Raw genomic sequence first — 23,390 nt, 5'->3', positions numbered from 1 at the left:
GAGGCGGGAATTGGTCTCCATGAATGGCGTAATGCTTGTCAGTTAAACCAACGACGAGTGCGCAGGCCGGTGTCACTTTTGGTCCGGCGGTCCTCGCGCCGCTTACGCGGTACCTTCACTTCGCTCGTCTGCCTGACGGACCGGCGGAGACGGGACTTCCTTGTCCCGGCTCCGCCTTTCGCCCGCGTCCTGCGGGCTCTCCTGGCTTCCTCGCTTCGTTCAGCGCTGCGGATTGCCAGGCCAAAAGTGCCCCCGGCCTGCTCATAAGCTTCAGTGCGTGTTGTTGAAAAGGACTCATTCGCTTCAGGCGCTGGCGCGTCTGCTGCGGCAAAAGGGCCATTCGCAGCGCTGAGGCTTTTACGTTGGGCCAGGAGCCTCGCGCATGGATGCGCGAGGCAGTTCGGGGTCGGCCAGGGAAGGCCGATCCGCGAACGGTCCGTCGGCACAACGTGGAAGCCGAAGGTACCGCGCTAGCGGCGCGAGGACGGCCCGTGACGCAGCAGATGTGTCAGCGCCCGCACCAAAAAGGCTTTATTAACTGATAAGTATGGCGCCATGAATAGCGATCCTACGACCTTAATTAACCCGCTCTTGCATCACGTTAGCCACAATCAAGCGTGGCGGCAGCAGGAAGCTGAAACAGGTTTCCTGATGCGGCACGCTGGTGATCTCCAGCCGCGCGTTGTGATGTCCCAACGCATGCTTCACGATCGCCAGCCCCAATCCGCTGCCGCCGGTGGCGCGCGAACGCGCTTTATCCACGCGATAGAAACGCTCGGTGAGGCGCGGCAGATGCTGCTCGCTAATGCCCGGCCCGTCATCGCACACCTTAAACTGCGCGCCTTGTTTAGTGCGCAGCCAACTGATGTCGATGCGCGTGCCATCGGGCGTGTGATTCACCGCGTTGTAGACCAGATTGGAAATGGCGCTACGTAGCTGCTCATCATTGCCGAACACTTTCAGATGCGGATCGGTATGGAAATGGATGGTGTGACGTCCCTGACTCAGCGTTTCCGCTTCACGCTGCAACAGCATCAGCATGCCCGGCACATCCACCGTCTCTTTGAGATCGATGGCCGGCGCCGCTTCGATACGCGACAAGGTCAACAACTGCTTCACCAGGCTGTCCATGCGGCGCGTCTGCTCTTGCATGGTATGCAACGCCTTGCTGCGCGTGCGCTCGTTCATCACCGAGTCGTCCATCATTTCCAGATAACCCTGCAATACCGTTAACGGCGTGCGCAGTTCATGACTGACGTTAGCAAAAAAGTTGCGTCGCGCGCCTTCCAACTGGTGCATCTGGGTGACATCACGCGCCACCATCAGCCACTGACCTTCGCTGTAAGGCATCACGCGGAATTCCATATGATGCTGATTATTGAGGATCTGCGTCAGCGGCATGTCGAACTTGCGCTGGCGGATATAGCGGGAAAATTCAGGATAACGCAGCAAATTGAGGATGTTCTGGCCGTTATCTTCCGGCCAGCGCAAGCCAAGGTGCTGCTGCGCCAGGCCGTTGCACCAGAAAATAGTGCCCTCTTCGGTGGTCAGCACCACCGCATCCGGCAGCGATTCTGCTCCGCTGCGGAAACGTTTGATCAGATTGCCCAGCTCGCGCCGCCGCCGCCGGTTGCGCAATTGCATCTGGTACAGGCCATAAAACAGCGGTTCCCAGCTGCCGCGTCCGGTGGGCGGCGTCATTGAACGATCGACCCACAGCCAGTGCGACAGACGCATCAGATTTCTGAAGTGCCAGAACATCACGCCGGTCACCGCAATCAGCAGCAGCCACGGCAGATATCCGAACAACAGACCCAACACCAGCGCAGGTAAACAGACCAGCGCCAGCTCGGTCAACAATCTCTTCCAGGAGAGTCGTTCCAGCACGGTAAACACTCCGTTTACGTTTAATAGCGGGCAGAGAAACGATACCCTGTTCCGCGCACGGTTTGAACCATGCGATCGTGGCCGGTTAATTCCAGTGCTTTACGTAAACGGCGAATATGCACATCGACGGTGCGATCTTCGACATACACATTGGTGCCCCAAACATGGTTCAGCAGCTGTTCGCGGCTGTACACGCGTTCCGGGTGGGTCATAAAGAAGTGCAGCAATTTATACTCGGTCGGCCCCATCTCCAGCGGCGTGGTTTCCGACATCACACGATGTGAGGAAGGATCAAGGCTCAGGCCCTGCATCTCAATCACCTCTTCCACCGCCATCGGTGAAATACGGCGCATCACCGCTTTGATACGCGCCATCAGCTCTTTCGGTGAGAATGGCTTGGTGATGTAATCATCCGCGCCCACTTCCAGACCGCGCACGCGATCTTCCTCTTCACCGCGCGCCGTCAGCATCATCACCGGAATGTCGCGCGTCATGGCTTCGCGCTTCAAATGCTTAATAAACTGAATCCCGCTGCCGCCGGGCAACATCCAGTCCAGCAGAATCAAATCAGGCCAGGGTTCGATCAGCTTACCAATCGCGCTGTCATAATCTTCCGCCTCAATAGGCTGGTAATCATTCTGTTCCAGCACGAAACATAACATTTCACGGATGGGAGCTTCGTCTTCCACAACCAAAATGCGCTTAGCCATTGTAACTCCTGCTAGTGTGACACCGTGTCACTGGGATTTGCGGCGCCATTATGCGTCAGTTTTGTGACACTTTTATGAAAACACCGCCCTAAGATAGATAGATAAAAAACAGAAATGTCACAATAAAATTCTGCTTTTTTTCTTTGTGATCTTAAGTGGTTATAATTCGTCTTCGCTAAATAGAGCACGGAGCAAACATGCGCATCATTCACACCGCTGACTGGCATCTCGGTCAGTTCTTTTACAGCAAAAGTCGCGCGCGGGAACATCAGGCGTTTCTCGACTGGCTGCTGGATCAGATTGTGCAGCATCAGGTGGATGCGCTGATTATCGCCGGCGACCTGTTTGATACCGGTTCGCCGCCGAGCTACGCGCGTGAAATGTTTAACCGTTTTGTGGTGGCGCTGCAGCCAAGCGGCTGTCAATTGGTGGTGCTGGCGGGCAATCACGACTCGGTGGCGACGCTGAATGAATCGCGCGAGCTGCTGGCCTGCCTGAATACGCAGGTGATAACCAGCGCCACGCCGCAGGGCGAACAGCAGGTATTAACCCTGAAGCAGCGCGACGGCGCGCCGGGCGCGCTGCTGTGCGCCATTCCTTATCTGCGTCCGCGCGACATTCTGCGTAGCCAGGCTGGCCAATCCGGCCGCGAGAAGCAGATCTCGCTGCTGGAGGCGATCGAGCAGCATTATCAGCACTGCTTTGCTGCCGCGCAGGCGCAGTGCGATGCGCAGGACGTTACGCTGCCGATCATCGCCACCGGTCATCTCACCACTGTTGGCGTGACTAAAAGCGATTCGGTGCGCGACATCTATATCGGTACGCTGGATGCCTTCCCGGCGCAGGCGTTTCCGCACGCCGATTACATCGCGCTCGGTCACATCCATCGCGCCCAGCGCATCGCCAACAGCGAGCACATTCGTTACAGCGGTTCGCCGATTCCGCTCAGTTTTGATGAGCTTGGCCGCGAGAAAAGCGTCTTCCTGCTGGAATTCAGCACCACGCTCGATACCGTTACGCCGCTAACCATCCCGCACTTCCAGCCGATGCAGATGCTGAAAGGCTCGATGGCGGAGATTGAACATCAGCTGGCGCAGTTCAGCGCGAGCGCCAGCGAACAGCCAGTCTGGCTGGATATTGAGATCACCACGCAGGAATATCTCAGCGATCTGCAACGTCGCATTGAAGCGCTCACCGAAAATCTGCCGGTCGAAGTGCTGCTGGTGCGCCGCAGCCGCGAACAGCGGCAGCGCAGCCTCGAACGGCTGGAGAACGAAACCCTGAGCGAACTAAAAGTGGAAGACGTGTTTGCTCGCCGACTGGCGCAGGAAGATCAGCTGGATGCCGGGCAGGCCGAGCAGTTAACGCAGCTGTTCCGCACCCAGCTTGCCGCGCTGGAGAATCCATCCGCATGAAAATTTTGACGCTACGTTTTAAGAACCTCAATGCGCTGCGCGGCGAATGGTTTATCGATTTCCGTCGTGAGCCCTTTGCCAGCAACGGCTTGTTTGCCATTACCGGCGCCACTGGCGCGGGCAAAACCACCTTACTCGATGCGATTTGCCTGGCGCTCTATCATCAGACGCCGCGCCTCGGCACGCTGTCGCAAACCCAGAACGAGCTGATCACCCGCGACACCGCCGAGTGTCTGGCGGAAGTGGAGTTTGAGATCAAAGGCGAAGCCTGGCGCGCCTTCTGGAGCCAGAACCGCGCGCGCGGCCAAGCCGACGGTAAGCTGCAGGCACCGCGCGTCGAGCTGGCGCGCGTCGCTGATAATCAGATCATCGCCGATAAAGTTGGCGACAAGCTAAAAGCGATTGAGACCCTGTCGGGGCTCGATTTCGCCCGCTTTACCCGCTCAATGATGCTGTCGCAAGGCCAGTTTGCCGCCTTCCTGAATGCCAAACCCGGCGAACGCGCCGAGCTGCTGGAAGAGCTGACCGGCACCGAAATCTACGGACAAATCTCGGTGCAGATCTATGAACGCTGGCGCACCGCGCGCAGCGAGCTGGATACGCTGCGCGCCCGCGCCGGTGGCATGTCGCTGCTGGATGAAGCACGCCGGGCAGAATTGACGCAGCAGTTGGCAGAACTTGGTGCGCAGGAGAAAATTCTCAGCGAACAGCTAACGCTGGCGCAGCATCAGCAGCAATGGCTGGTGCAGCAGCAACAGCTAACCCAAGAGCAGCAGCAGGCCGAACAGACGCTGCTTGCCGCGCAACAGGCCTGGCAGCAGGCGGATGGCGATCGTCAGCGGCTGGCGCGCGCCGAACCGGCAGAAAAACTGCGCGAGAAATTGCAGCAGCGCGAACAGTTGCAGGGCGATCTGCGCGCGCTGAAACAGCAATCGCAGCAGCTGCAGGCGCAACGGCAGCAAGCCAAAACCGCGCTGCAACAGGGCGAAAACCATTATCAGGCCGCGCAGCAGGCGCGCGAACAGGCGTTACAGCATCAGCAGCAGCTTGAAACGCTGCTCACCGAGCAGGTTATCCCGCTCGATCAACGCATCACCACCCTCGCGCAGCAGCTGGATGAACAGCAGCGATTGCATCTGCAGCAACAACAGGCGCTGCAATCCAGCCAAACCGCACTCAGCCAGCAACAGCAGGTAAGTGAACGTTTACAACAACAGCTGGCGCAGCAGCAGGAATTTCGTGCCCGCGAAGCCGCTGTCGCCCATTGGGGCGTGGAATTAACGCGCTGGCAGGCGGAGATTGCCCGACTGGATGAGCGCGAGCAGACGCTGACGCAGCTGATCGCACAGCACCAACAGCAGCGCAGCCAGCTGGAGCAGCATCAACAGGCGCAGGCTCAGCGTGAACAGGCGGCGCAACCGTTGCAGCAAGCCGAAGCCCAGGCCGCGCAGCAGCGTCTGCAAGCGGAGCAAGCACTGACTTCACTTGAGGCGGAGATCGGCAGCGCGCAACTGCGCGACGCCCTGACGCAGCATCAAACCCAACGCCCTGCGCGCCAGCAGCTTAACCTGCTCGCCGCGCAGTGGCGCACGCTGCAACCGCAGCGGTTACAGCGTCAGCAGAAACTGGCGCAGCTCCAGCAGCAGCATCAGGACGCGGAACAGACGTTGCAGGCGCTGCGCGAGGAGTACAAACGGGAACATCAGGCGCTGCTCGATGTGCGCAAAATCTGCGAGCTGGAGCGCACCATCGCCCAGTTGGCCGACGAGCGCGCTAAACTGCAGCCGGATCAGCCCTGCCCGCTGTGCGGCTCGTGCCAGCATCCGGCGATTGCGCAATATCAGCAGCTTGAGCCCGGTGCCAATCAGCAGCGTTTAACCGCGCTGGAAACGCGCGTGGCGCAGCTAAAAGAGTCCGGCACCGCCAAAGGCGAGCAGCAGAAACTGTCGCTGCAACAGCAGCAGGCGTTGCAGCAGGAGATCAGCGATTACGATCAGCAACTGGCGACGGTGAACACCCAATGGCAAGCGCTGAGCGGTGAGCTGGCACTTACCTGCACGCTGGAGCAGCAGGACGATTTTGCGCAGTGGCAACAGCAGCAGGATGCGCAGGAACAGCTGCAGCAACAGCAGCTGCAGACGCGGGAAAACGCCACGCGTGCACTGCAGCAGGCGAAGGATGCGCATCTGCATCAGCAGCAGCTGTGGCAGCAGCATCAGAATCAGCAGCAGCTGGCGCAGCAGCAGATCGCCAGCACGCAGCAGACGCTGGATGAAATCAGCCAGCGCGAGGCCAGCGAACGCAGCGCCATGCAGCAACTGGCGCAGCAGCTGGAACAGCAGCTGACGCAGCATCAACTCGTCCTGCCAGATGTCGCTGAGCGGGAAAGCTGGCTGCGCACCCTACAACAACGCTGGATCGCATGGCAGGAAAATGAACGGTTACACGGCGAGTTGCAGCCACAGCTGGCGAAAGCCGAAAGCGAGCGCAGCAGCCTGCAGCAGAATCTGGCGCGTGAACAGCAGCGGCTGGATGAGCTGCAGCAGACGCTCAGCGCTTTGCAGCAGCAGCGCCAGCAGCAGCAACAACAGCGTCAACAGCTGTTTGGCGATCGTCAGGTGGCAGAAGCCCGGCAGCAGCAGCATGTTGCGCTGCAACAGTGTGAACAGGCGCTGGCGCAGCAGCTTCAGCAGTGGCAACAGGCGCAAAGCTTGCTGCACGGCCTGAATGGCCAGTGCGAGCAGATCGCGGCGCAGCAAAACACCTTACGTGAGCGCGCTGCCGCCGCAGAAAGCGCCTTCCTCGCCGCGCTGCAGCAGAGTGATTTTGCGGATGAAAGCGCGCTACGTGCCGCTCTGCTGGAGGAGCGCGAGGTGCAGCAGCTGCGCCAGCAGTTGCAGACGCTCGATCAACAGCGCCAGCAGCAGCTCACCCTCAGCGAACAGCTTATGCAGCGCTGGACGGCGCATCAGCAGCAGCGGCCTTTGGAACTTAGCGACGAGATCGCCGCCACGATTCAGCAGCAGCTGGAACAGCTGCGCGTGACGTTACGTGACAATGCCCGTCAACAGGGCGAAGCGCAGCAGCAGTTACACAGCGATGCACAACAGCGTTTGCAGCAGCAATCGTTGCTGACGCAAATCGCCACCGATGAAGTGGAACTGGCGCAGCTGGGGCGTCTGAACGATCTGGTGGGTTCGGCCAAAGGCGATAAATTCCGCCGCTTCGCACAAGGTCTGACGCTCGACCATCTGGTGTGGCTGGCGAACCGTCAGCTCGATCGCCTGCACGGTCGCTATCTGCTGCAGCGCCGCATCAGTGAAGAACTAGAGCTGGAAGTGGTTGATACCTGGCAAGCTGACGCCACGCGCGATACGCGCACGCTATCGGGCGGCGAGAGTTTTCTCGTCAGCCTGGCGCTGGCGTTAGCGCTGTCAGATTTGGTGAGTCATAAAACGCGCATCGAATCGCTGTTCCTCGATGAAGGCTTCGGCACGCTGGATGCCGAGACGCTGGATACCGCGCTGGATGCGCTCGATGCCCTCAACGCCAGCGGCAAAACCATCGGCGTGATCAGCCATGTCGAAGCGATGAAGGAGCGTATTCCGGTGCAGATCCGTGTCCGCAAGATGAATGGCCTGGGTTACAGCAAGCTGGAGCTGCCGGGCGATCTCGCTTAAAAACGCACAATTGGTAGCGGCGCGATAATTCGCGCCGCTACGATTCACTGCGTTCTTTTATCGCGTACTCACCAACTTATAACGAGGGCCGGCCAGCAAACCGCCCTGCTCGTTCTGCGCCAGCAGACGGGCGCTGGTCACACCGGCGATGGTGTGTGCCTTATCCGATACATTGCTGGCGATCTGCTTAATCGCAGCAGAGACCAACATGCCAATGATACCGCCATTATTGTTGTTGCCATCTTCCGCGTCGCTGGCGGTGGCAATGCCTTGCCACAGCTCTTTACCGCTGCGCAAATCCACCAGACGCGCCGTCGCCGACACCCTGGTCACGCTCTGGATCACCTGATAGCTGCTGCCGTAATCGGTCACTGAAATGTACAGCGCGCTGTCGGCGTGGAAGATGTCATGCAGACGCTGCGGGCTGACAGCCTGAATTTCATGGCCGTTGGTCAATCCGTTCTGCTGGAAGGTTTCATCCACCACCGCCACCGGGAACACGTAATAGCCCGCTTCCGCCAGCGGACGCGTCACCAGCGAGGTGAAGCTGTTCGCCGCGTTCACATCCGGCGCGCGGTTATCCGCAGGCAGCACCAGAATTGAGGCCGGCTTGCTGGCGCGGAAGGCGCTGTAATCGTACGGTTTTTTGTGCGCGCAGCCGGTCAATAGCAGCGTGGCCAGCACGCCTAAAGACACAATCAGCTTGTTCACTGGGCAACTCCTTGTTTTTTCTTCATCAGAAAGTCCATATAGGGCGCCGATTCCGGGAACAGCTGCTTCTCGGTGGCAAACTGGCCGAAGGCTTTATCGGTAGCACCGGTTTTGGCGTACAGCAGGCCGAGCTGCGCGTGCAGGCCCGGCGCGACCGGTTTGTTGACCGATTTGGCTTTTTCAATATCCAGATTCAACGCTTCGATCTGCTTCTGCGGATCGCTATCTTTTTGGTAATAGCTATAGATCTGCTGCTGGTAATCGCCCCAGTAATAGATCGGTTCCGGCCCTTTTGGCGCACAGCCAGCCAGCACACCCGCAGCGATCAGCGCCGCACTCAGTTGCAACCCTTTCATGCTCAATATCCTTATTTCGCCGGACGCCATGCGCCACTGTTAATGCCATCCACTAAATGATCTACCGCTTCACGAATCGCCAGATCCATCACTTTGCCGTTGAGAGTGGAGTCATAGCTGGTGGTGCCGCCGAAACCGACGATCTCACGCGCTGACAGCTTGAATTCACCCGCGCCCTGCGCGCTGTACACCACTTCTGAGGTGGTGACATCCACCACATTCAGGTTGACTTTGGCATAGGCAATCTGGTTCTTACCGCGCCCCAAAATGCCCCACAGCTGCTGATCGCCCACTTCTTTGCGACCAAATTCGGTGATATCGCCGGTGATGATGTAAGTCGCACCTTTGATGTTCTGCTCGCTCTTCTTAAAGCCGGCTTCCTGCTGCAACTCTTTCAGGTTGCTGCGATCCAGCACGTTGAAGCGATTGGTCTGCTGCAGGTGCGTGACCAAAATGGTTTTCGACTGATTGCCAAGACGATCCACGCCATCAGAGAAGATGCCGTTCATGTACGAGGAGCGATTATCAAACTGGCCAACCGCAATCGGGCTGCGCACGCCCTGATACGCGGGCTGGCTGGCCGCACGTACCTGTGGCGCTTCAATGGCGCGTGACGATTCGGTCGCGCAGCCGCTGAGCAGCGTGGCGCTTAACAAGGAGAGTGCCGCAAGGGCATATTTTTTCTGCATTTCTAATCCATGAATCAAAAGGAGATAAAGCCGCAAGGCTGCGGCAAATTCTGGTTCTGCCGACAGTCAGAGTAATGCCATAGCATTGGTTGAGTCGGTCTGTAGACTGTCGGCAGTGAGAGAGAGGAACTTTAGTGAAAGTACAGGCATATTAATGAATTTAATTAATCGAATGGCGGGATTATTGGGCGGGTTAATGATTGTTGTGGGCCTCAGCGCTTGTCAGCATTCTGAGCCAAAGCAACAGGATAGCATCGCCAATCTGTGTCAGCCGCAGAGCGCGCCGGGCAGCGCATCCTGCAAGTGGGCTGATGAGATGCAGCATCAGCTCAACCAGCATTTCCGCGATGCGCGCCGTTATGCCGGTCAGCAATGTCTGGTGCGGCTTGAGTGGCAAAACAGCGGGCGCTACGCGGTGACGCAGACGCAAGGCGACGAAACGCTGTGCCTGCGCGCCTGGCAGTTGATTGGTCAAAGCAAAGATTTACCGCCGCCACCGGACGCTAGCCAGCCAGCGTGGTTCGGTTTTGCCCCGGCAACGCCGAGCCATCCTGGCGCCACTGGCGCGGGCTGATGCCAAACCAGCGGCGGAAGGCGCGGGAGAAGGCGCTGACTTCGGAATAGCCGAGCAGCAGCGCCATCTCTGAGATTGGCAGCTGCTTCTGTTGCAGATAGTGCGTCGCCATCTCGCAGCGTACCTTGTCCACCAGCGCCGTGAAACTGATGCCCTCTTCACGCAGCCGCCGTTGCAGCGACCAGCTCGACAGGCCCATTTTTTCGGCAATATCTTCCAGCACCGGTTCGCCCTGCATCAGTGACAGATTGACCTGCGATCGCGCCTGCTCCACCACGCTTTGCAGGCTGGCACAACTGTTCAGGCGGCGGATAGCATCCTGCATCACCATCAGCAACATCGGATCTTGTTCCGGCATGCTGCGCAGCAGATCGCGTTTCGGAATCAGTAATGAGTTGAACGGTTGATCAAACCACACCGGCGCATCAAACACTTTGCAGTGCTCGTGCCACTGCTCCGGGCGCGGATGCTCGAAGTGCACTTCACGCGGTGCCCAGTTTTTGCCGGCAACGTGGCGGATCAAGTTGAGGAACATGCCGAGCGTCAGCTCCGCATCCTGGCGTCTGGAGAGGATCGCGCCGTGGCGCACCTGATAATCGAGCCGCCAGCACTCGCCTTTATCCACCAGCCGCGTCAGCGTGTCGTGCTGATGCCACGGAAAGGCGTTCACCACGTTGTGCAGCGCCTGCTCCAGCGTGGGCGAACAGAGGCCGATATACCCAATCAAGCCTAATGACTGCGGTTTGAACTGCTTGCCGTAATGCAAACCGAAGTTATCAAAACCGGAATGACGCGCTGCCTCTTCCATCACGCGGCAGTAGTTCACCAAACCCAGGCTTAGCGTGGGGCTCGCCAGCAGTTCGGAGTTGATGCCGCTGATGCCAAAAATACGATCGACATCGCCGCCTTTGTCAGTGATAAACCCGCTCAGTCCGGTGGCCGCCGCCGCCAAAACGCCGCGGTTGCTGGCGCTGACGGACAAGGCGCTAAAGGCTTCAGTGGGTGTTATGAGTGATTGCATCGGAACCTCTGCGTGTGGCGCGAGTGAAACAGGTTGAGGATTCCAGCAATATTCGTACCAGGCGGATGATTTGCGGATTTTGTCGCAGGGTCGCCATGAATGGCGACCTTTGCTGCGCCGCGACAGCGCAAAGCTGCTCACTGCTGGTGCATCAAACGCCAACCGGCAGCTGATTGGTTTCCAGATAACGTCGGCAGAGGCGCACCGAGTGATCGGCCCAGCGCGGCCCAAGGCTCAGTGCCATTTCCGTTTCCGCGTGTGATCCCATCCACGCCGTCATCTGAATGCGGCGCTGGATCAGCAGCGTCGGCACCAGCGCCATCTCGTCATCACTGATATGCGCCACTTTTTCGTAACCGAGGATCCAGTTATCCACCCATTCGGCGGCGCGCGGATGGTGCTCAACAAAACTGATCGCCGCCGCCAGATCGTGCAGATACCAGCCGAGTCCGCAGTCATCAAAGTCGATCACCCGCGTTTCGCCTTTATGCAGCAGCAGGTTGGTCAGACGCAGATCGGCGTGGATCAAACCATAACGATCCGCCCCTTTGCCAAAGCCCTGTAGCTCCTGCCCGACGCGCGCTACCGCTTCGGCGACGATGCCGTGATCGGCCGGATTGAGGTTCGGCGCATCCTGCCAGCGTCCCCAATGGCTATGATCGCTGACCATGGTGTGATGATCCCAGATGATGCGCTGAAAACCCGCCGGTTTCTGCCAGCTGCGGCTGTGCTGATGCAAGCGCGCGGTGATGTGCCCCAGCTGCTGAAACGCTTTGGGATCGACATCGGTGGTGGGCATGTCACCCTCAATCCAGTGGAACAACACGGCGTATCGCTCGTCGCCGTTTGCCATCAGCAGCGTCAGCACGGTCTCACCCTCACTGGCCGGGATCGCCTGCGGCACCATGATGCCAATGTCACGCAGCGCATCCAGCCACAGCAGCTCGCTCTGAATGTCCGCTTTGCTGTGATAGTTAGGACGATGCAGACGCAGCGCGTAGCGTTTGCCCGCCGCCTGCAACAGGAAGGTGGCATTTTCCGACCGGCACAGCAGCTTGAGTTCGCCGCGCAGTGCCGCGGGATAACGGGCCAGCGCCTGATGCGCCAGCAGGGTGATTTCAGTATCGGTTAAGGTATCGGACTGTTCGGCACTCATTCATCAATCTCCAGCATCAAGCAAGTGGTATCAGCATGGGATGACGTCGTCCTGACTGCTTGACCGCAGACAACCCAAAGTTGACCGCAGCGTGCATCTGGCACTTTTCTTGCCTCAGAGTTGACCGTGGAGGACAAAACTCACTGCGCCCGCGTCAAGTTTTCCCGCGCCAGGCAGCGGCATTATCACTTCACTGTAGCGCAAAGATAAAAAAGCGCGGTGAAGCTGCCGCACCAACAATGACGACGGGGAGAAGACGATGACGAATAAGCTCAAACCCACGCTGGGCACCCTGCATTTGTGGGGCATTGCGGTTGGACTGGTGATTTCCGGGGAATATTTTGGCTGGAGTTACGGCTGGGGCGTGGCGGGCACGCTGGGATTTCTGATCACCACCGCGATGATCGCCACCATGTATACCTGCTTCATTTTCAGCTTTACCGAACTAACCACCGCGATTCCGCATGCAGGCGGCCCGTTTGCCTATAGCCGCCGCGCGTTCGGTGAAACCGGCGGCTTGATCGCGGGCCTCGCCACGCTGATTGAGTTCGTGTTCGCACCGCCGGCGATTGCCATGGCGATTGGCGCTTACCTCAACGTGCAATATCCCGATCTCAATCCGAAAACCGCCGCGGTCGGCGCCTATATCGTCTTCATGACGCTGAACATTCTCGGCGTCAAGCTGGCGGCGATGTTCGAATTGGTGGTCACGGTGCTGGCGGTTCTGGAGCTGCTGGTGTTTATGGGCGTGGTTTCGCCGGGCTTCAGCATCGCCAACTTTGCCGCTAACGGCTGGGCGGGTAGCGATCACTTCGGCATGCCGGCGATGTCTGGCATCTTCGCCGCGATTCCGTTCGCCATCTGGTTCTTCCTGGCGATTGAAGGCGCGGCGATGGCGGCCGAAGAAGCCAAAGATCCGAAGCGCACCATTCCCAAAGCCTATATCACCGGCATTTTGACGCTGGTGGTGCTGGCGATTGGCGTGATGCTGCTGGCCGGTGGCGCTGGCGACTGGCGCAAGCTGTCGGACATCAACGATCCGCTGCCGCAGGCAATGAAGATGATTGTCGGTGAAAATTCCAACTGGATGCACATGCTGGTGTGGATCGGTCTGTTTGGCCTGATTGCCAGCTTCCACGGCATTATTCTCGGCTATTCGCGCCAGTTCTTCGCCCTCGCCCGCGCCGGTTATCTGCCGCAGAGTCTGGCGAAGCTGTCGCGCTTCCAGACGCCGCACCGCGCGATTATCGCCGGGGGTTTAATCGGGATCGCCGCGATCTACAGCGATGGTTTCATTAATCTGCAAGGCATGACGCTGACCGCTGCGATGATCACCATGGCGGTGTTCGGCGCGATTGTGATGTATCTAATGAGTATGCTGAGCCTGTTTAAACTGCGTCGCACTGCGCCGGAGATGGAACGCAGCTTCCGTGCGCCTGGCTATCCGATTGTGCCGGGCATTGCGCTGGTGCTGTCGCTGGTGTGTCTGGTGGCGATGCTGTGGTTTAACCCGGTGATTGGCGGCTTGTTTGTGGCGATTATGGCGGTGGGATATGTCTACTTCCTGGCGACTAAAGCCCAGCGCGATAACGCGCCGCAGGATTCGATGTTAGTGGGTGAGTGAGTGGGTTAGTGCTGGCTGTCCCCCATCCCGGCCTTCCCCCGTAAACGGGGGAAGGAGATGTGCACGCTGTCCCCCATCCCGGCCTTCCCCCGCAAGCGGGGGAAGGAGACGCTGCCACATGCAGCTTCCTCACTGACATGTGGCAGCATCTTCCTCCCCCATTTATGGGGGAGGACCGAGGAGGGGGAAAGCGAGTACAAACCGAGGAGGGGGAAAGCGAGCACATACAGAGGTGCGTAACAGAAACTACCCTTTCAACGGCCACAACCACGCCGCCCCGCGCACGCCGCTTGAATCGCCATGTACCGCCTTCAGCACTGGCGTTTCACACTCGCGGCCAAACACCCACTGCTTCATCAGCGCCGGCACGGTTTGGTACAGGCGATCGTTGTTACTCATGCCGCCGCCCAACACAATCACATCGGGATCCAGCAGATTCACGACCTGCGCCAGTGATTTCGCCAGACGCATTTCGTAGCGATTCATCGCCAGTTCCGCCACCGGATCCTGCTGCTCAATCAGCTTGATGATCTCCGCGCCTTTCAGCGCTTTACCGCTCAGACGCTGATAATCGATAGCGAAGCCGGTACCCGATACAAAGGTCTCAATGCAGCCCTGCAATCCACAATAACAGGGCACTTCCGCACGATGGCGCAATTCATCCTCATCCATCCACGGCAGCGGATTGTGGCCCCACTCACCGGCATTGCCGTTACCGCCAATGCGCGACTCACCGCCAATCGCTACGCCCGCGCCCGATCCGGTGCCAATAATCACCGCAAACACCAGCGGCTGACCCGCGCCCGCGCCATCTACCGCTTCGGAAACCGCCAGACAATTCGCGTCGTTGGCAATACGCACGTCACGATTCAGCGCCTGCGCTAAATCCTTATCCAGCGGCTGACCGTTCAGCCAGGTGGAGTTGGCATTCTTCACCCGTTGCGTGTAGGGCGAAATCGTGCCGGGAATGCCGATGCCGACCGTGCCCTGCTGGCCGGTTTTCTCCTCCGCCAGCAGCACTAAATCGACAATCGCCTGAACCGTGGCAGCGTAGTCGTCACGCGGCGTGTTAACGCGATGACGGAACAGTTCCTGACCCTGATCAGACAGTGCAATCACTTCAATTTTGGTCCCGCCTAAATCAATCCCGATGCGCACGATTTATTCCTCATTATTCGTTCTGGTGACCAATACAGTAGAAGGCTGAATCGGGAAAGGCAATGAAACCAATCCGATGTTTCGCTATCATGCGCGCTGACTTTGAGACTTGTGCGCCCGATCGCACCCACGGTAAGGAATCCCGATGTTGTGGTTTAAAAATATGATGGTTTATCGTCTGAATCGTGACATTCCGCTGTCCGCAGACGATCTGGAAAAACAGCTCGACGCCTTTACCTTTTCGCCATGCGGCAGCCAGGATATGGCGAAAACCGGCTGGGTTTCACCGATGGGCAACCGCAGCGAAGCGCTGACGCACGAAATCAACGGTCAGATGGTGATTTGTGCACGCACCGAGCAGAAGATTCTGCCGTCGCCGGTGGTGAAGCAGGCGCTGGAAGCCAAAATCGACAAGCTGGAAGCAGAACAGAGCCGCAAGCTGAAGAAGACCGAGAAAGATTCGCTGAAAGATGAAGTACTGCACAGCTTGCTGCCACGCGCGTTTAGCCGTTTCAGCCAGACGTATATGTGGATCGACACCGTTAACAATCTGATCATCGTCGACTGTGCCAGCGCCAAAAAAGCCGAAGACACGCTGGCGCTGCTGCGTAAAAGCCTCGGTTCGCTGCCGGTGGTACCGCTGACGCTGGAGAATCCGATCGAGCTGACGCTGACCGAATGGGTGCGCTCAGGTGAGCTGCCAGCCGGTTTTGCCCTGATGGATGAAGCCGAGCTGAAAGCCATGCTGGAAGATGGCGGCGTGATCCGCTGTAAGAAGCAGGATCTGATTTCCGACGAAATCGCTACACACATTGAAGCCGGCAAAGTGGTCACTAAGCTAGCGCTTGACTGGCAGGAACGCATTCAGTTCGTTATCGCCGATGATGCTTCAGTGAAGCGTTTGAAGTTCAGCGACACGCTGCGTGAGCAGAATGATGACATCGACCGCGATGATTTCGCCCAGCGTTTCGATGCCGATTTCATTCTGATGACCAGCGAACTGGCCGCACTGATCAGCAATCTGGTCGAAGCGTTAGGCGGCGAAGCGAAGCGTTAATCCTCTCGATCCTGGTCGCCATTAAGGGTGACCCTACGACAAACCAGCAGGATTTTCGTGGGGTGAGCAATAAAAAAACCTGCGCTTCAACAGAAGTCGCAGGTTTAAGATGTTCTAAAGCTTGAGTTTAGAGGTAGCGGCACAGATAAGAAGAAGGCTCTGCCACCTGCAGATGGAATTCGCTTTGGCCTGGCACGTTGAAGCTGGTGCCGGCTTCGTACCATTTCCACTCGGTTTCGCCCGGCAGCAGCACTTTCAGCGCGCCGCTCACCACCGTCATCTCTTCCGGTTGATTGGTGCCGAAGGTGTATTCACCTTCCGCCATCACGCCAACGCTGGCACGGCCAATGGTCACGCTGTCGAAACCAATGGATTTCACTTTTCCGTCGAAATACTCACTTGTATTGAGCATATTACTTCCTCACAGCACATTATCGTGACTGGCAGATTACTAAGGAACTCGCTGATCTGTCACGCGAATTAGCGCCACAGATCGCAACTTGTGATCTCCCTGCGTTAGACGATCAATTCTGCCGCCAGCTTGGCCACCAGCACGTTCGACAGCAGTACCGGAATGCCCAGCATTTTCTGCAGGAAATCGCGGTGCTGCTGGTGATAGCCGATGCAATCCAGCACCACCACATCCGCGCCCTGCTCCTGCAGCGACAATCCCGCTTCCACCAAATCGGCCTGCTCCGCCAGATACGGGCTGGCAACGGCAAAACATGGTGGAGTGATCAAGTTGCGCCACTTGTTGGCCTGCTCGGCAATCTGCTCTTCCACCGGCACCACAATCCCGACTTTATGATCTTGCACAATCGCGCGTACCAGCGGTGGGATGATGCGATCGGGCTCCAGCAGCAAAGCGGATTGGGTTTTCAGCGCGCCAAACTCGCCGGTGCACAGCAGCAAAATGGTGTCATAGCCCTGCTGCTCCAGCGCGTTAATCTTACGTTGCAGTCCCAGCTCCACTTTTGCTACGGACAGGCGCACCTGCTCGCCGCTGGTCATACGCGATACCAGCACCTTGTCACCCGGCGCGGGCGCATACTGCAGCTCAACTTCGGCTAGCGTCAGGCCGTCGAGTAAACCGGCATGCGCCACCTGATCGGCGGGCAGATGTTCCAGCAGCAGCGGCAGAATGTCGCTACGCGGTGATTGACCAATCGTCAGTGTGACCAGGGAGATGTTCATCATCAGGCTTTCCGGGTGCGCAGATGGCTGAGACTACCATACAAAGAGAGCAGCAGCGCGTACTCTTGTGGGTCGTAGAAGTGACAGGTTTCACGCCCGAACTCTTTCGCCACTTCGACCGCAAACTTCACGGCTAAAGCGATATCCACTTCGTGGCTGGCGCCGGTGCCGCAGCCCGGCACCACCGATTCGGCACAGATCGCCACGCCGACCACCGGCACATCCGTCGCGGTGGAAGGTTGCAAAATACTGTTGAGGTGATAAACCCCGTTGCAGTATGGCGTGATGTCCTGCGTGGTGATCGGGAAGGTAACCGCCGGTTTGCCGCTGGTCATCTCCATGATGCGTAACAGATCTTCTGACACGCGCAGGATGTAGCCCTCTTTCACCGTCGGCGACAGCGCGTAGCCTTTGTGATTGAGAATGCGGTTACCTTTGGTGGTATCGATCGACAGAATCGCATCAACGCCAGCGATCACTTCATTGTCATTCATGGTGATGTCGTCGCACGGCGAATCCATGAAATCGACTGGCTCGTGCGGACGGGTTGGCGCATCCGGGCAGATGTGGGTGGTGATAATCACATCACCGGCCAGCACGTCGCCTTTGGTCTGCATCTGCGCCAGCTTCAACGCACTGCTCACCGCCGCGACGGCGCCATCGGCATCCGATACCATACCAATGCGCGTTGGACGCGCACCAATACCGCCGAGACGGCCAATGATGCCGAGTGTTGGCGCACTGCCGCCGTTGCTTTTGCCCTGCGCACCGGGGATATCGATGCGGACGAAATCGGTCCGCCCTTTTGGGCCGCTAACGCGTTTCGTGCTGGCGGTGACGCCCGGATAGGCCGCGAACAGATCGACCACCTGTTGACCATCAATGTAAGCGCTATCGAGTAACTCAAAGACCTGCAGTGTCTGCTGTAAACTCATCATGAATTTCCTGGATTATTTTTTGCTGCCGCTGGCAAAAAGTGAATGGAAGAAGCTGTAGAGCGCATCGCCCGCGATAAATCCGGCGGCCATCACCTCCATCGGTGAACGTCCACGCTCGCCCCACACGCGCAGGATGATAATGCGCAGCGCGATGCCCACCATCACCGCCCAACCTGCCGCGGCGTTGTTGATTAACAAGCCGGTCGCCAGCAGGACGCCAAGCTGACGCTTCGGTCCGCCGATCAACTGAATAATCGCGCCCGGAATCGCCCACATCAGCAGGTTGCCGGCAATCCCCGGCTCCGCACCGGCCTGAATAGTTTTGGCATAGACGCGCGCCACCGGCGGCAGCAGATTCTCGGCAAAGAAAATGGTGTGCGCGTACCACACCACGGGAATACAGATCACAAAGGCAATCATCGCGGCGATCAGCTGGATACGGCGACCCCACAGCTCTTGCTGCACATCGGCACCGTTACCGCGCAGGATAAAGCCGGCTTTCAGGTCATAACCCATATCGGCAAACGCCGGACCGGTAGCGGCGGTAAAACCACACAGCAGGCACAACGCCAACGGCGGGAAGCCGAGCAGAATACCGAGAATCAGGGTAATCAGCGCCACCGCAAAGGCCGGGAACCAGCCAGAGTGCATGGCGGCGATACCAACAATCAATTCATGCACGAAGGCAGCAAAGGCGGCGTAAAGGATAAACAGCACCAGCATCGGCAGGCCCATCTGGCTCCACAGACCGCCCGCCAGCGCCAGCAGCGTGGAGATGACGATGTAACCGACGGTGCCGAAACCCAGCGAACGTTTGACTTCGCTGTCGCTACGGCTGACGTTGACCTGATCATTGCGGCGGCTGCGAATCACCTGCACCACCTGAATTAACGCCACCAAACCGGCACCGACCATCACGCCGTGCGGAATATAGAGTGCGTTGATATCAATGCCAGCAACCGGTTGCGCGTAGGCGCGTAGCAGGAAACCCATACCTAGCATGCTGAGCGCCCAGATATTACCGATAAACGCGGTACCAAATGCCGACATCGGGATCTTCAGCATCGAACCCACGATGCCGCCAACAATCCCCACCACCAGCAGCCAAGCCTGACGACCGCCTTTGTCACCGGCTTTGATCGCTTCGGCTGCCGCCACGCCCGGCGGCCACGCATTGCTGGCCGGGAAGACGCGGGTATCAAATAGACGATAGAGTAAATAAGCATCGAGCAGCATCGCCGCGCTGACGCCAACAAACAGCGGCAGCACCAGCTGCGGCTCACCCAGCGCCCACGGCACCGCAATCGGCATTAACAGGCTGTTGGCCGCACCGAAGGTGGCCGAGGAGATGGCGGTTTGCGCGAGGTTTTGTACTTCAATGGAGCGATAGCGACGAAACCATTGCAGCGGAATACGCGCCAGCAGCATGGCAAAAAGTGCGCCGATAATAGAGGTATTGGGTGTTACCCCAATGGTGGTAATAAGCTGAACCCCAATGATGGCGCCGGCAACGGACAGCAGAACCAGCATTAAGGCAACGCCAACGCTTTTTATTGGATTATTTTGACGCATGAGATCCCCGTATTTTCACCCTGTAGAAAACGCTTTAATTCGAAGTGCCCGACACGCGGGACATCAACGTTTTTATATTAATCGTTCCCTGATTATTGAAATAAGCAGGTCCGAAGACCTGCTATTTCCCTGGTGTGGCGCGAATAAACGCCTTCAAAACTAAAATAGGGTTTCCTGTTTTGGACAGGATTATGCGCCGTATTTTTCGGCCATCAGTGCAGCCGTTGCGCGTAGTTCGCTGAGCAGCCTCTCCGGATATCCGGGCGCCGCTTCTTGCGATAAAAACGAGAGACAGAGCGCGGCACTTTCACCGCGATGTTTATTGGTTACCGCGACCGCCAGCGAACTGATGCCCGGCAGCGTCTCATTGCGCGCCAGTGCCCAGCCTTGCTGGCGAATTACCGCTAACTCTTTGCATAACGCATCGACGCTCAGCGGCGAGTTCATCGAAGCCGCCTGCCAGTTGCTGGCAAAACGTTCGCGAACCTCGTCATCACTGAGCTGTGCCAGCAGCACGCGTCCGGTCGAAGTGCCGGTCAATGAAACGCGCGTGCCCGGCGGCGTCACCAGCTGGGTGAAGAAGCGGCCGTGATACATGCGCATCACCAGCACATCGTCGCCATCCAGCACCGAGATATAACCCATGCAACCGCTGCTGGCCGCCAGGCGCGCCATCGGCGCCGACGCGCTATCCACCAGCGGCGTCGACAGATAGTGACCCGCCACCGACAGCAGCACGCGACCAATCTGGAAGCAGCGACTTTCAGTGTCACGCTCAAGTAAGCCTTCACTCTCCATGGTCGCTAACAGGCGCGAGACCGTGCTTTTCGGCATGCCTAACGCATCCACCACCTCGGTAAAGGTCAAGCCGGGATGGCCCTGCGTCACGCCAAAGCGCTGAAAGAGCTTCAGTACAGCGGAGGCATTTTCGAGTGTGGTCATGGCGTTGGTTTCACTATATGGAACACAGTTCCTCTTTCAATAACCAGAAAGTAAAGCGCGACGCTTTGACGGTCAAGCGCAAATTTTAAGCCGGACGTTTCTGAGGGAATTTAAGGCAGAATAAAATACGGCGTGAAGTGGGAAATAAATGACGTAATCAGGTGAGTTAAATATTCCGCAGGAAAGTGTGTAACTTTTTTGGAATATTGCAGTTTTTCGGCTGAATTATTTACCCTATAGAGTTCAAGTTGCAGGGAGGCGGCAAATGGGTGAATCCCCCAGGAGCTTACTTAGGTAAGTGACTGGGGTGAACACATGCAGCCAACGCACCTGCAGCTTGAAATATGACGGGTAAACTTAATCTTTTTCAGCGTCTTCGTAGCGCTCTTTGGCATCTTGCGCTTCGGTTTCGCTTTTGTGTTCGCTTATTAATGTATCGGGTTTGGGATGGTCGGCACGTAATTCATACCAGGTGACGGTTTGATCCGCCGAACCTTTTTCAACGGCGACAATACGCGCGACGCGCGGATAGGGTGGTTTCGTTGGCATTGTTTTCCCTCTTCTATCAGTTGTCCACAGACAGCGGTGATCCTCTGCCTAACGCTAAGTATAGACAACTGAGGATCGCTGCAAAGAAACAGAGAGAAATCTGAGGGTTTAGCTGGCGCGCGCTAAAGAGAGCGATTGCAGAATTTGCTCTACTACGCGATCGGGCGATTGCATCGCGTTGACTTCATGATGCGCAGTTTGGCGATACAAATGAGCACGCTCACGCAAAATATCGCCCATCTCTTCGGCAATCGGGCGGCCGGTTAAGGTGGGACGCTGCGCGGCTTCCGGCTGATGTTCCAGACGATCGGCCAGCACGTCTGAAGGCGCGTTCAGCCAAATCACCTGGCCGTGTTCGCGCATAAAGCGACAATTCACTTCCGCCAGCACCATGCCGCCGCCGGTGGCGATGACCGTATTCGGAGCGGTGACTGCGCGCAGCGATTCCGTTTCGCGGGCGCGGAAGCTATCCCACCCTTCAGATGCGACAATCTCCGCCACGCTGCGTTGCGTAGTGAGTTGCAAATAGTGATCGGTATCGTTGAAGGCATAGCCCAGCGCTTGCGACAGCGCCTGGCCAACCGTGGTTTTACCGCAACCGCGTGCGCCGATCAGATAGATGGGTAATGACATCCGGGCTCATCCTCCGCCGTAATGTGCCGCACGGGCAACGTCATCAGGTCAATAATGCGTCGCATAATACCTGGATTTTATTTTATCAGCCACCCGCGAGGCACGATTTACGCGTATTTCAGTCACATCCTAAGCTAGTCTTTTGATTAAGCTGCAAAAAACAATGCATGAATCGTGCATCGGGCCAAATGTAACAGCGGCCAACATTTCCTTACCAGGCCGCTGATTTACTTTCTCTGGTCGCGCCCTCATATATGAGGCATACCTTAACGGAGGGTTCCCCATGCAAAGCGAAGAACAACAACTTATTGAAAACCTGTTCAGCCGACTGAAACAGGCTGAGACGCAAAGCGGCCCGCGTGATGCTGGCGCAGAGCAGTTAATCAAACAGCATTTACAGAATCAGCCCGGCGCGCCTTACTACATGTCACAGGCGATCCTGATTCAGGAAGCGGCGCTGAAAAAGCTTAATGCGCAGGTTACGGATCTGGAAAATCGTCTGGCGCAGGCGCAGCAGCAACAGGCACCGCAGCAGAGCAGCGGCGGTTTTCTTTCCAGCCTGTTTGGTGGCGGATCGCGCCCGGCGGCGCAACATCAGCAAGCGTGGGGGAATCCACCGCCGCAGCCACAACAGCAATATGCGCCACCACAGCAGCAATCTGCTGCGCCTGCGGCACGCGGCACCGGCTTCCTCGGCGGCGCATTGCAGACGGCCGTTGGCGTGGCGGGCGGCGTGGTGATGGCGGATATGCTGACCAGCATGTTCCACCATTCGCAGCCGGAAGAGATCGTTAACATCATCAACGAACCGGCGCTGCCGCAGGTCGATAACAGCCTCGACACCTTTAACGGCAACGACAGCAACAATGCGTTCCTGAATGATAACTCGGGCTGGGATAACAACCTGGCGGACAACAATGATTTCGGTGACTTTGGCAGCGGCGGCGACTTTGACGACGATGATAGCTTCGTCTGATCAGCGCTGACGTAACCACTTATCTAATTCATTGGCGAACAGTTGGCGGTCGCGTTGGCTTAAGGTCGACGGGCCGCCACTCTGAATCCCGCTGGCGCGCATCGTTTCCATAAAGTCACGCATGGTTAAGCGCTGACGAATGGTGTCTGTCGAATAACGCTCTCCGCGCGGATTCAGCGCCGCAGCGCCCTTCTCCAGTACTTCTGCCGCCAGCGGAATATCGCCGGTGATCACCAGCTCGCCGGGCTGCACCCGTTTCACAATCTCGTTATCCGCCACGTCAAACCCGGCAGCAACCTGCAGCGTTTTCAGCCACGGCGACGGCGGCACGCGCAGCGGTTGGTTGGCGACAAAGGTCACGGTAACTTTGGTGCGCTCAGCCGCGCGGTACAGCACTTCTTTGATGACATTGGGACAGGCATCGGCATCAACCCAAATCGACATGATGACTCCTTTTTCACAGACAATGAGGCTGATCTTGCCGTGCTGCGGCAGAATGGCAACTGTTTTTGCTGGCCGCCCGCCTTGTTATTAATCCTCGCTGACGT

General features: G+C 57.8%; 22 protein-coding genes. 6 read left to right on the top strand and 16 right to left on the bottom strand.

Annotation, left to right across the window (positions count from 1 at the left end; all coding sequences use genetic code 11):
- Positions 1-576: 576 nt before the first annotated feature.
- Together phoR and phoB are read right to left on the bottom strand one after the other, a co-directional pair.
- On the bottom strand, positions 577-1,887 hold the full coding sequence (gene phoR / locus ACYAC5_RS04760; protein WP_137385254.1) for a phosphate regulon sensor histidine kinase PhoR: 1,311 nt from the start codon (positions 1,885-1,887) through the stop codon (positions 577-579).
- Between the two features lie 20 nt (positions 1,888-1,907).
- Positions 1,908-2,597 (bottom strand): phosphate response regulator transcription factor PhoB, encoded by a 690-nt coding sequence (gene phoB / locus ACYAC5_RS04755; protein WP_007887040.1) that lies wholly within the window; start codon positions 2,595-2,597, stop codon positions 1,908-1,910.
- A gap of 197 nt (positions 2,598-2,794) precedes the next feature.
- On the opposite strand from phoB, the gene sbcD reads away from it, so the two are divergent.
- On the top strand, positions 2,795-4,012 hold the full coding sequence (sbcD, locus tag ACYAC5_RS04750; RefSeq protein WP_462062482.1) for an exonuclease subunit SbcD: 1,218 nt from the start codon (positions 2,795-2,797) through the stop codon (positions 4,010-4,012).
- Complete coding sequence (locus ACYAC5_RS04745; RefSeq protein WP_462062481.1) at positions 4,009-7,692, top strand: AAA family ATPase; 3,684 nt, start codon at positions 4,009-4,011, stop codon at positions 7,690-7,692. Before sbcD ends, ACYAC5_RS04745 begins: the two co-directional genes overlap by 4 nt.
- 57 nt (positions 7,693-7,749) lie before the next feature.
- On the opposite strand, the gene ACYAC5_RS04740 is transcribed toward ACYAC5_RS04745, so the two are convergent.
- Genes ACYAC5_RS04740 through ACYAC5_RS04730 form a run of 3 tightly spaced genes read right to left on the bottom strand, consistent with a single transcriptional unit; the run spans position 7,750 to position 9,448 of the window.
- Positions 7,750-8,403: a DUF799 domain-containing protein gene (locus tag ACYAC5_RS04740; protein ID WP_101762457.1), complete on the bottom strand. Its 654-nt coding sequence runs from the start codon at positions 8,401-8,403 to the stop codon at positions 7,750-7,752.
- A complete protein-coding gene (locus ACYAC5_RS04735; protein ID WP_277974584.1) occupies positions 8,400-8,759 on the bottom strand; it encodes a DUF4810 domain-containing protein in 360 nt (119 codons plus the stop codon). The genes ACYAC5_RS04740 and ACYAC5_RS04735 overlap by 4 nt, the downstream gene beginning before the upstream one ends.
- 11 nt (positions 8,760-8,770) lie before the next feature.
- Positions 8,771-9,448 carry a CsgG/HfaB family protein gene (locus ACYAC5_RS04730; protein ID WP_222233075.1) on the bottom strand — a complete coding sequence of 226 codons (678 nt, stop codon included), beginning with the start codon at positions 9,446-9,448 and terminating at the stop codon, positions 8,771-8,773.
- Between the two features lie 154 nt (positions 9,449-9,602).
- On the opposite strand from ACYAC5_RS04730, the gene ACYAC5_RS04725 reads away from it, so the two are divergent.
- Positions 9,603-10,022 carry a cell envelope integrity TolA C-terminal domain-containing protein gene (locus ACYAC5_RS04725; protein WP_192414000.1) on the top strand — a complete coding sequence of 140 codons (420 nt, stop codon included), beginning with the start codon at positions 9,603-9,605 and terminating at the stop codon, positions 10,020-10,022.
- On the opposite strand, the gene qhpR is transcribed toward ACYAC5_RS04725, so the two are convergent.
- Both qhpR and ACYAC5_RS04715 read right to left on the bottom strand, forming a co-directional pair.
- Positions 9,952-11,043, bottom strand: a complete 1,092-nt coding sequence (gene qhpR / locus ACYAC5_RS04720) for an AraC-like transcriptional regulator QhpR (protein ID WP_210081256.1) — start codon at positions 11,041-11,043, stop codon at positions 9,952-9,954. The genes ACYAC5_RS04725 and qhpR overlap by 71 nt on opposite strands.
- 151 nt (positions 11,044-11,194) lie before the next feature.
- A complete protein-coding gene (locus ACYAC5_RS04715) occupies positions 11,195-12,199 on the bottom strand; it encodes a phosphotransferase enzyme family protein (protein ID WP_192236726.1) in 1,005 nt (334 codons plus the stop codon).
- 259 nt (positions 12,200-12,458) lie between these two features.
- Between ACYAC5_RS04715 and eat the strand changes: the two genes are divergently transcribed.
- On the top strand, positions 12,459-13,823 hold the full coding sequence (gene eat, locus ACYAC5_RS04710) for an ethanolamine permease (protein ID WP_061717487.1): 1,365 nt from the start codon (positions 12,459-12,461) through the stop codon (positions 13,821-13,823).
- A gap of 246 nt (positions 13,824-14,069) precedes the next feature.
- On the opposite strand, the gene mak is transcribed toward eat, so the two are convergent.
- A complete protein-coding gene (gene mak / locus ACYAC5_RS04705; RefSeq protein ID WP_110867766.1) occupies positions 14,070-14,981 on the bottom strand; it encodes a fructokinase in 912 nt (303 codons plus the stop codon).
- A gap of 145 nt (positions 14,982-15,126) precedes the next feature.
- Here mak and rdgC point away from each other — a divergent pair, with 145 nt between their 5' ends.
- Positions 15,127-16,038 (top strand): recombination-associated protein RdgC, encoded by a 912-nt coding sequence (rdgC, locus tag ACYAC5_RS04700; RefSeq protein ID WP_008106069.1) that lies wholly within the window; start codon positions 15,127-15,129, stop codon positions 16,036-16,038.
- 127 nt (positions 16,039-16,165) lie between these two features.
- On the opposite strand, the gene ppnP is transcribed toward rdgC, so the two are convergent.
- The 7 genes from ppnP to aroL all read right to left on the bottom strand — a co-directional run bounded on the left by ppnP (position 16,166) and on the right by aroL (position 21,866).
- Positions 16,166-16,450, bottom strand: coding sequence for a pyrimidine/purine nucleoside phosphorylase (gene ppnP, locus ACYAC5_RS04695; RefSeq protein ID WP_101762466.1), 285 nt, complete (start codon positions 16,448-16,450; stop codon positions 16,166-16,168).
- Positions 16,451-16,554: 104 nt separating this feature from the next.
- Positions 16,555-17,232, bottom strand: a complete 678-nt coding sequence (locus ACYAC5_RS04690; RefSeq protein WP_101762467.1) for an AroM family protein — start codon at positions 17,230-17,232, stop codon at positions 16,555-16,557.
- Between the two features lie 2 nt (positions 17,233-17,234).
- Entirely contained in the window at positions 17,235-18,167 is a 933-nt protein-coding gene (locus tag ACYAC5_RS04685; protein ID WP_462062951.1) for a DUF1177 domain-containing protein, read from the bottom strand.
- 15 nt (positions 18,168-18,182) lie between these two features.
- Positions 18,183-19,742 (bottom strand): OPT/YSL family transporter, encoded by a 1,560-nt coding sequence (locus ACYAC5_RS04680; RefSeq protein ID WP_110867769.1) that lies wholly within the window; start codon positions 19,740-19,742, stop codon positions 18,183-18,185.
- A 189-nt stretch (positions 19,743-19,931) separates the two neighbouring features.
- The gene (locus tag ACYAC5_RS04675; protein WP_192413994.1) at positions 19,932-20,684 is read right to left on the bottom strand and encodes an IclR family transcriptional regulator; all 753 of its coding nucleotides are present in this window, start codon (positions 20,682-20,684) and stop codon (positions 19,932-19,934) included.
- Positions 20,685-21,041: 357 nt separating this feature from the next.
- A complete protein-coding gene (locus ACYAC5_RS04670; RefSeq protein ID WP_101762471.1) occupies positions 21,042-21,233 on the bottom strand; it encodes a YaiA family protein in 192 nt (63 codons plus the stop codon).
- A gap of 108 nt (positions 21,234-21,341) precedes the next feature.
- Positions 21,342-21,866: a shikimate kinase AroL gene (gene aroL / locus ACYAC5_RS04665; protein ID WP_110867770.1), complete on the bottom strand. Its 525-nt coding sequence runs from the start codon at positions 21,864-21,866 to the stop codon at positions 21,342-21,344.
- A gap of 283 nt (positions 21,867-22,149) precedes the next feature.
- Here aroL and ACYAC5_RS04660 point away from each other — a divergent pair, with 283 nt between their 5' ends.
- A complete protein-coding gene (locus ACYAC5_RS04660) occupies positions 22,150-22,842 on the top strand; it encodes a DUF2076 domain-containing protein (RefSeq protein WP_217547419.1) in 693 nt (230 codons plus the stop codon).
- Here the strand turns inward: ACYAC5_RS04660 and ACYAC5_RS04655 are convergent, their stop codons facing one another.
- Complete coding sequence (locus ACYAC5_RS04655) at positions 22,843-23,286, bottom strand: YaiI/YqxD family protein (protein WP_008106050.1); 444 nt, start codon at positions 23,284-23,286, stop codon at positions 22,843-22,845.
- Positions 23,287-23,390: the final 104 nt, after the last annotated feature.

The organism is Pantoea sp. y20, assembly GCF_054903455.1.
Note: the sequence above shows the minus strand (reverse complement) of the source record. Positions and strands in the feature narration are given on the sequence as shown.

What these genes read in the sequence shown, in the direction of transcription:
- ACYAC5_RS04680 (WP_110867769.1), bottom strand. Translation starts at nt 19,742, where the DNA reads ATGCGTCAAAATAATCCAATAAAAAGCGTTGGCGTTGCCTTAATGCTG.
- ACYAC5_RS04715 (WP_192236726.1), bottom strand. Translation starts at nt 12,199, where the DNA reads ATGAGTGCCGAACAGTCCGATACCTTAACCGATACTGAAATCACCCTG.
- qhpR (WP_210081256.1), bottom strand. Translation starts at nt 11,043, where the DNA reads ATGCAATCACTCATAACACCCACTGAAGCCTTTAGCGCCTTGTCCGTC.
- eat (WP_061717487.1), top strand. Translation starts at nt 12,459, where the DNA reads ATGACGAATAAGCTCAAACCCACGCTGGGCACCCTGCATTTGTGGGGC.
- ACYAC5_RS04655 (WP_008106050.1), bottom strand. Translation starts at nt 23,286, where the DNA reads ATGTCGATTTGGGTTGATGCCGATGCCTGTCCCAATGTCATCAAAGAA.
- rdgC (WP_008106069.1), top strand. Translation starts at nt 15,127, where the DNA reads ATGTTGTGGTTTAAAAATATGATGGTTTATCGTCTGAATCGTGACATT.
- ACYAC5_RS04745 (WP_462062481.1), top strand. Translation starts at nt 4,009, where the DNA reads ATGAAAATTTTGACGCTACGTTTTAAGAACCTCAATGCGCTGCGCGGC.
- ACYAC5_RS04730 (WP_222233075.1), bottom strand. Translation starts at nt 9,448, where the DNA reads ATGCAGAAAAAATATGCCCTTGCGGCACTCTCCTTGTTAAGCGCCACG.
- phoB (WP_007887040.1), bottom strand. Translation starts at nt 2,597, where the DNA reads ATGGCTAAGCGCATTTTGGTTGTGGAAGACGAAGCTCCCATCCGTGAA.
- ACYAC5_RS04725 (WP_192414000.1), top strand. Translation starts at nt 9,603, where the DNA reads ATGAATTTAATTAATCGAATGGCGGGATTATTGGGCGGGTTAATGATT.
- sbcD (WP_462062482.1), top strand. Translation starts at nt 2,795, where the DNA reads ATGCGCATCATTCACACCGCTGACTGGCATCTCGGTCAGTTCTTTTAC.
- ACYAC5_RS04685 (WP_462062951.1), bottom strand. Translation starts at nt 18,167, where the DNA reads ATGAGTTTACAGCAGACACTGCAGGTCTTTGAGTTACTCGATAGCGCT.
- ACYAC5_RS04660 (WP_217547419.1), top strand. Translation starts at nt 22,150, where the DNA reads ATGCAAAGCGAAGAACAACAACTTATTGAAAACCTGTTCAGCCGACTG.
- ACYAC5_RS04675 (WP_192413994.1), bottom strand. Translation starts at nt 20,684, where the DNA reads ATGACCACACTCGAAAATGCCTCCGCTGTACTGAAGCTCTTTCAGCGC.
- ppnP (WP_101762466.1), bottom strand. Translation starts at nt 16,450, where the DNA reads ATGCTCAATACAAGTGAGTATTTCGACGGAAAAGTGAAATCCATTGGT.
- ACYAC5_RS04735 (WP_277974584.1), bottom strand. Translation starts at nt 8,759, where the DNA reads ATGAAAGGGTTGCAACTGAGTGCGGCGCTGATCGCTGCGGGTGTGCTG.
- aroL (WP_110867770.1), bottom strand. Translation starts at nt 21,866, where the DNA reads ATGTCATTACCCATCTATCTGATCGGCGCACGCGGTTGCGGTAAAACC.
- ACYAC5_RS04670 (WP_101762471.1), bottom strand. Translation starts at nt 21,233, where the DNA reads ATGCCAACGAAACCACCCTATCCGCGCGTCGCGCGTATTGTCGCCGTT.
- ACYAC5_RS04690 (WP_101762467.1), bottom strand. Translation starts at nt 17,232, where the DNA reads ATGAACATCTCCCTGGTCACACTGACGATTGGTCAATCACCGCGTAGC.